The organism is Microbacterium tenebrionis (assembly GCF_020682665.1).
GTDB classification, from domain to species: Bacteria; Actinomycetota; Actinomycetes; order Actinomycetales; family Microbacteriaceae; genus Microbacterium; species Microbacterium tenebrionis.
This window is the reverse complement of the sequence record NZ_JAGTTM010000012.1, coordinates 1-5,130: the sequence shown is the minus strand read 5'-3', so window position 1 is coordinate 5,130 and position 5,130 is coordinate 1. Positions and strand designations below refer to the sequence as shown.

Below are 5,130 nucleotides of genomic sequence, written 5' to 3'. Positions count from 1 at the left end.
TTTTTTTACGGAGAGTTTGATCCTGGCTCAGGATGAACGCTGGCGGCGTGCTTAACACATGCAAGTCGAACGATGAAGCCCAGCTTGCTGGGTGGATTAGTGGCGAACGGGTGAGTAACACGTGAGCAACCTGCCCCTGACTCTGGGATAAGCGCTGGAAACGGCGTCTAATACTGGATACGAACAAGAATCGCATGGTTACTTGTTGGAAAGATTTTTTGGTTGGGGATGGGCTCGCGGCCTATCAGCTTGTTGGTGAGGTAATGGCTCACCAAGGCGTCGACGGGTAGCCGGCCTGAGAGGGTGACCGGCCACACTGGGACTGAGACACGGCCCAGACTCCTACGGGAGGCAGCAGTGGGGAATATTGCACAATGGGCGGAAGCCTGATGCAGCAACGCCGCGTGAGGGATGACGGCCTTCGGGTTGTAAACCTCTTTTAGCAGGGAAGAAGCGAGAGTGACGGTACCTGCAGAAAAAGCGCCGGCTAACTACGTGCCAGCAGCCGCGGTAATACGTAGGGCGCAAGCGTTATCCGGAATTATTGGGCGTAAAGAGCTCGTAGGCGGTTTGTCGCGTCTGCTGTGAAATCCCGAGGCTCAACCTCGGGCCTGCAGTGGGTACGGGCAGACTAGAGTGCGGTAGGGGAGATTGGAATTCCTGGTGTAGCGGTGGAATGCGCAGATATCAGGAGGAACACCGATGGCGAAGGCAGATCTCTGGGCCGTAACTGACGCTGAGGAGCGAAAGGGTGGGGAGCAAACAGGCTTAGATACCCTGGTAGTCCACCCCGTAAACGTTGGGAACTAGTTGTGGGGTCCATTCCACGGATTCCGTGACGCAGCTAACGCATTAAGTTCCCCGCCTGGGGAGTACGGCCGCAAGGCTAAAACTCAAAGGAATTGACGGGGACCCGCACAAGCGGCGGAGCATGCGGATTAATTCGATGCAACGCGAAGAACCTTACCAAGGCTTGACATATACGAGAACGGGCCAGAAATGGTCAACTCTTTGGACACTCGTAAACAGGTGGTGCATGGTTGTCGTCAGCTCGTGTCGTGAGATGTTGGGTTAAGTCCCGCAACGAGCGCAACCCTCGTTCTATGTTGCCAGCACGTAATGGTGGGAACTCATGGGATACTGCCGGGGTCAACTCGGAGGAAGGTGGGGATGACGTCAAATCATCATGCCCCTTATGTCTTGGGCTTCACGCATGCTACAATGGCCGGTACAATGGGCAGCGATACCGTGAGGTGGAGCGAATCCCAAAAAGCCGGTCCCAGTTCGGATTGAGGTCTGCAACTCGACCTCATGAAGTCGGAGTCGCTAGTAATCGCAGATCAGCAACGCTGCGGTGAATACGTTCCCGGGTCTTGTACACACCGCCCGTCAAGTCATGAAAGTCGGTAACACCTGAAGCCGGTGGCCTAACCCTTGTGGAGGGAGCTGTCGAAGGTGGGATCGGTAATTAGGACTAAGTCGTAACAAGGTAGCCGTACCGGAAGGTGCGGCTGGATCACCTCCTTTCTAAGGAGCATCTGACACTTTCGGGTGTCCAGAACCCAGATCGAAGGCATACGTTCTTCGCTGGGAGCTCATGGGTGGAACATTTGACTTGGCATCATGGATGCATGGTTTTCGTTAGTACGCTGCTTCGGCGGTTGGAACGGGGAGGTCATGGGGATGTGGTGTATGCACGCTGTTGGGTCCTGAGGGACCGGAACTTCGTCTTCGGATGAGGGACTGTACCTCTGGGCCCCTTTCTGGTTCACCGGTTGGTGAGTTGGTGGGGGTACCGCCCGTACTTTGAGAACTACACAGTGGACGCGAGCATCTTCAGCATCGCAGCCGGCCCTTTCGGGGTGGGTTGTGGTGTTGTGAAAGATGATCTTAAAGATCATTAGTCAATTTCAATTTTGACGATTCGAACTCATGTTTTGTTTCAAGTCTTTAAGAGCAAACGGTGGATGCCTTGGCATCTGGAGCCGAAGAAGGACGTAGCAATCTGCGATAAGCCTCGGGGAACTGATAAGCAAGTTTTGATCCGAGGGTGTCCGAATGGGGAAACCCCGCTGGGCGGCGTGCCGACCTAGTGACTCCCGCCTGAATATATAGGGCGGGTAGAGGGAACGTGGGGAAGTGAAACATCTCAGTACCCACAGGAAGAGAAAGCAACCGCGATTCCGTTAGTAGTGGCGAGCGAAACCGGATCAGGCTAAACCGAGTGTGTGTGATATCCGGCAGGAGTTGCATGTTCGGGGTTGTGGGACTCACCTGTCATCTCTGCCGAGGTGGCGACGTTACAGAAGCGTATAGACGAACGGTCTTGAAAGGCCGGTCATAGAGGGTGCCAACCCCGTAGTCGAAATGCGTGTTCTGGCGTGGAGAGTATCCCAAGTAGCACGGGGCCCGTGAAATCCCGTGTGAATCTGTCAGGACCACCTGATAAGCCTAAATACTCCCAGATGACCGATAGCGGACAAGTACCGTGAGGGAAAGGTGAAAAGTACCCCGGGAGGGGAGTGAAATAGTACCTGAAACCGTTTGCTTACAAACCGTTGGAGCCTCCTTAGTAGGGGTGACAGCGTGCCTTTTGAAGAATGAGCCTGCGAGTTAGTGATATGTGGCGAGGTTAACCCGTGTGGGGTAGCCGTAGCGAAAGCGAGTCTGAATAGGGCGATTCAGTCGCATGTCCTAGACCCGAAGCGAAGTGATCTATCCATGGCCAGGTTGAAGCGCGTGTAAGAGCGCGTGGAGGACCGAACCCACTTAGGTTGAAAACTGAGGGGATGAGCTGTGGATAGGGGTGAAAGGCCAATCAAACTTCGTGATAGCTGGTTCTCTCCGAAATGCATTTAGGTGCAGCGTTGCGTGTTTCTTGCCGGAGGTAGAGCTACTGGATGGCCGATGGGCCCTACAAGGTTACTGACGTCAGCCAAACTCCGAATGCCGGTAAGTGAGAGCGCAGCAGTGAGACTGTGGGGGATAAGCTTCATAGTCGAGAGGGAAACAACCCAGACCACCATCTAAGGTCCCTAAGCGCGTGCTAAGTGGAAAAGGATGTGGAGTTGCTTAGACAACCAGGAGGTTGGCTTAGAAGCAGCCACCCTTGAAAGAGTGCGTAATAGCTCACTGGTCAAGTGATTCCGCGCCGACAATGTAACGGGGCTCAAGCACGCCACCGAAGTTGTGGCATTGACATTTTTGGTAGGCCTTCGTGGTCCAGCCGTGTTGATGGGTAGGAGAGCGTCGTGTGGCCGGTGAAGCGGCGGGGTGACCCAGCCGTGGAGGCTACACGAGTGAGAATGCAGGCATGAGTAGCGAAAGACGTGTGAGAAACATGTCCTCCGAAAGACCAAGGGTTCCAGGGTCAAGCTAATCTTCCCTGGGTAAGTCGGGACCTAAGGCGAGGCCGACAGGCGTAGTCGATGGACAACGGGTTGATATTCCCGTACCGGCGAAGAACCGCCCAAGCTAATCCAGTGGTGCTAAGTATCTGAATCCTCATGACCGGATCCCTTCGGGGTGATGGGGTGAGGCCTAGCGTACGACCCCATGCTGGTGCGGTTAGCGTATTAACAGGTGTGACGCAGGAAGGTAGCCCAACCCGGGCGATGGTTGTCCCGGGGCAAGTGCGTAGGCCGAGTCATAGGCAAATCCGTGACTCATGTGGCTGAGACACGATGCGGATAAAAAGTGGGTGATCCTATGCTGCCGAGAAAAGCATCGACGCGAGGTTCTAGCCGCCCGTACCCCAAACCGACTCAGGTGGTCAGGTAGAGAATACCAAGGAGATCGAGAGAATCGTGGTTAAGGAACTCGGCAAAATGCCCCCGTAACTTCGGGAGAAGGGGGGCCATCCACTTATTAGGACTTGCTCCGAAAGGGTGTGGTGGCCGCAGAGACTAGTGGGTAGCGACTGTTTATTAAAAACACAGGTCCGTGCCAAGTCGCAAGACGATGTATACGGACTGACGCCTGCCCGGTGCTGGAAGGTTAAGAGGACCGGTTAGCCGCAAGGCGAAGCTGAGAATTTAAGCCCCAGTAAACGGCGGTGGTAACTATAACCATCCTAAGGTAGCGAAATTCCTTGTCGGGTAAGTTCCGACCTGCACGAATGGCGTAACGACTTCCCAGCTGTCTCAACCGCGAACTCGGCGAAATTGCACTACGAGTAAAGATGCTCGTTACGCGCAGCAGGACGGAAAGACCCCGTGACCTTTACTACAGCTTGGTATTGGTGTTCGGTGTGGCTTGTGTAGGATAGGTGGGAGACTGTGAAGCGTGGACGCCAGTTCACGTGGAGTCGTTGTTGAAATACCACTCTGGTCACTCTGGATATCTAACTTCGAACCGTGATCCGGTTCAGGGACAGTGCCTGGTGGGTAGTTTAACTGGGGCGGTTGCCTCCCAAAAAGTAACGGAGGCGCCCAAAGGTTCCCTCAACCTGGTTGGCAATCAGGTGGCGAGTGTAAGTGCACAAGGGAGCTTGACTGTGAGACTGACAGGTCGAGCAGGGACGAAAGTCGGGACTAGTGATCCGGCAGTGGCTTGTGGAAGCGCTGTCGCTCAACGGATAAAAGGTACCTCGGGGATAACAGGCTGATCTTGCCCAAGAGTCCATATCGACGGCATGGTTTGGCACCTCGATGTCGGCTCGTCGCATCCTGGGGCTGGAGTAGGTCCCAAGGGTTGGGCTGTTCGCCCATTAAAGCGGTACGCGAGCTGGGTTTAGAACGTCGTGAGACAGTTCGGTCCCTATCCGCTGCGCGCGTAGGAAGTTTGAGAGGATCTGACCCTAGTACGAGAGGACCGGGTTGGACGAACCTCTGGTGTGTCAGTTGTTCCGCCAGGAGCACCGCTGATTAGCTACGTTCGGGATGGATAACCGCTGAAAGCATCTAAGCGGGAAGCCGGCCTCAAGATGAGACTTCCATGCCCCTTGTGGGTGAGAGGCTCCCAGTAGACGACTGGGTTGATAGGCCAGATGTGGAAGCACGGCAACGTGTGGAGCTGACTGGTACTAATAAGCCGATGACTTGATAACACCCTTATTTTCATCAGTTCGAATTCTTTCTGATGCCGCGTCCACTGAGTGGTTCTCGATGTACGGTCGAGAACCGCAAACGA

Annotated in this window: 2 rRNA genes; both read left to right on the top strand. The window is 54.7% G+C overall.

Annotation, left to right across the window (positions count from 1 at the left end):
* Nucleotides 1-4 precede the first annotated feature (4 nt).
* Nucleotides 5-1,527, top strand: a 16S ribosomal RNA gene (locus tag KEC56_RS13765).
* A gap of 413 nt (nt 1,528-1,940) precedes the next feature.
* Nucleotides 1,941-5,047: ribosomal RNA gene (locus KEC56_RS13760) — 23S ribosomal RNA — on the top strand.
* Together the 16S and 23S rRNA genes form the textbook arrangement of a ribosomal RNA operon.
* Nucleotides 5,048-5,130 lie beyond the last annotated feature (83 nt).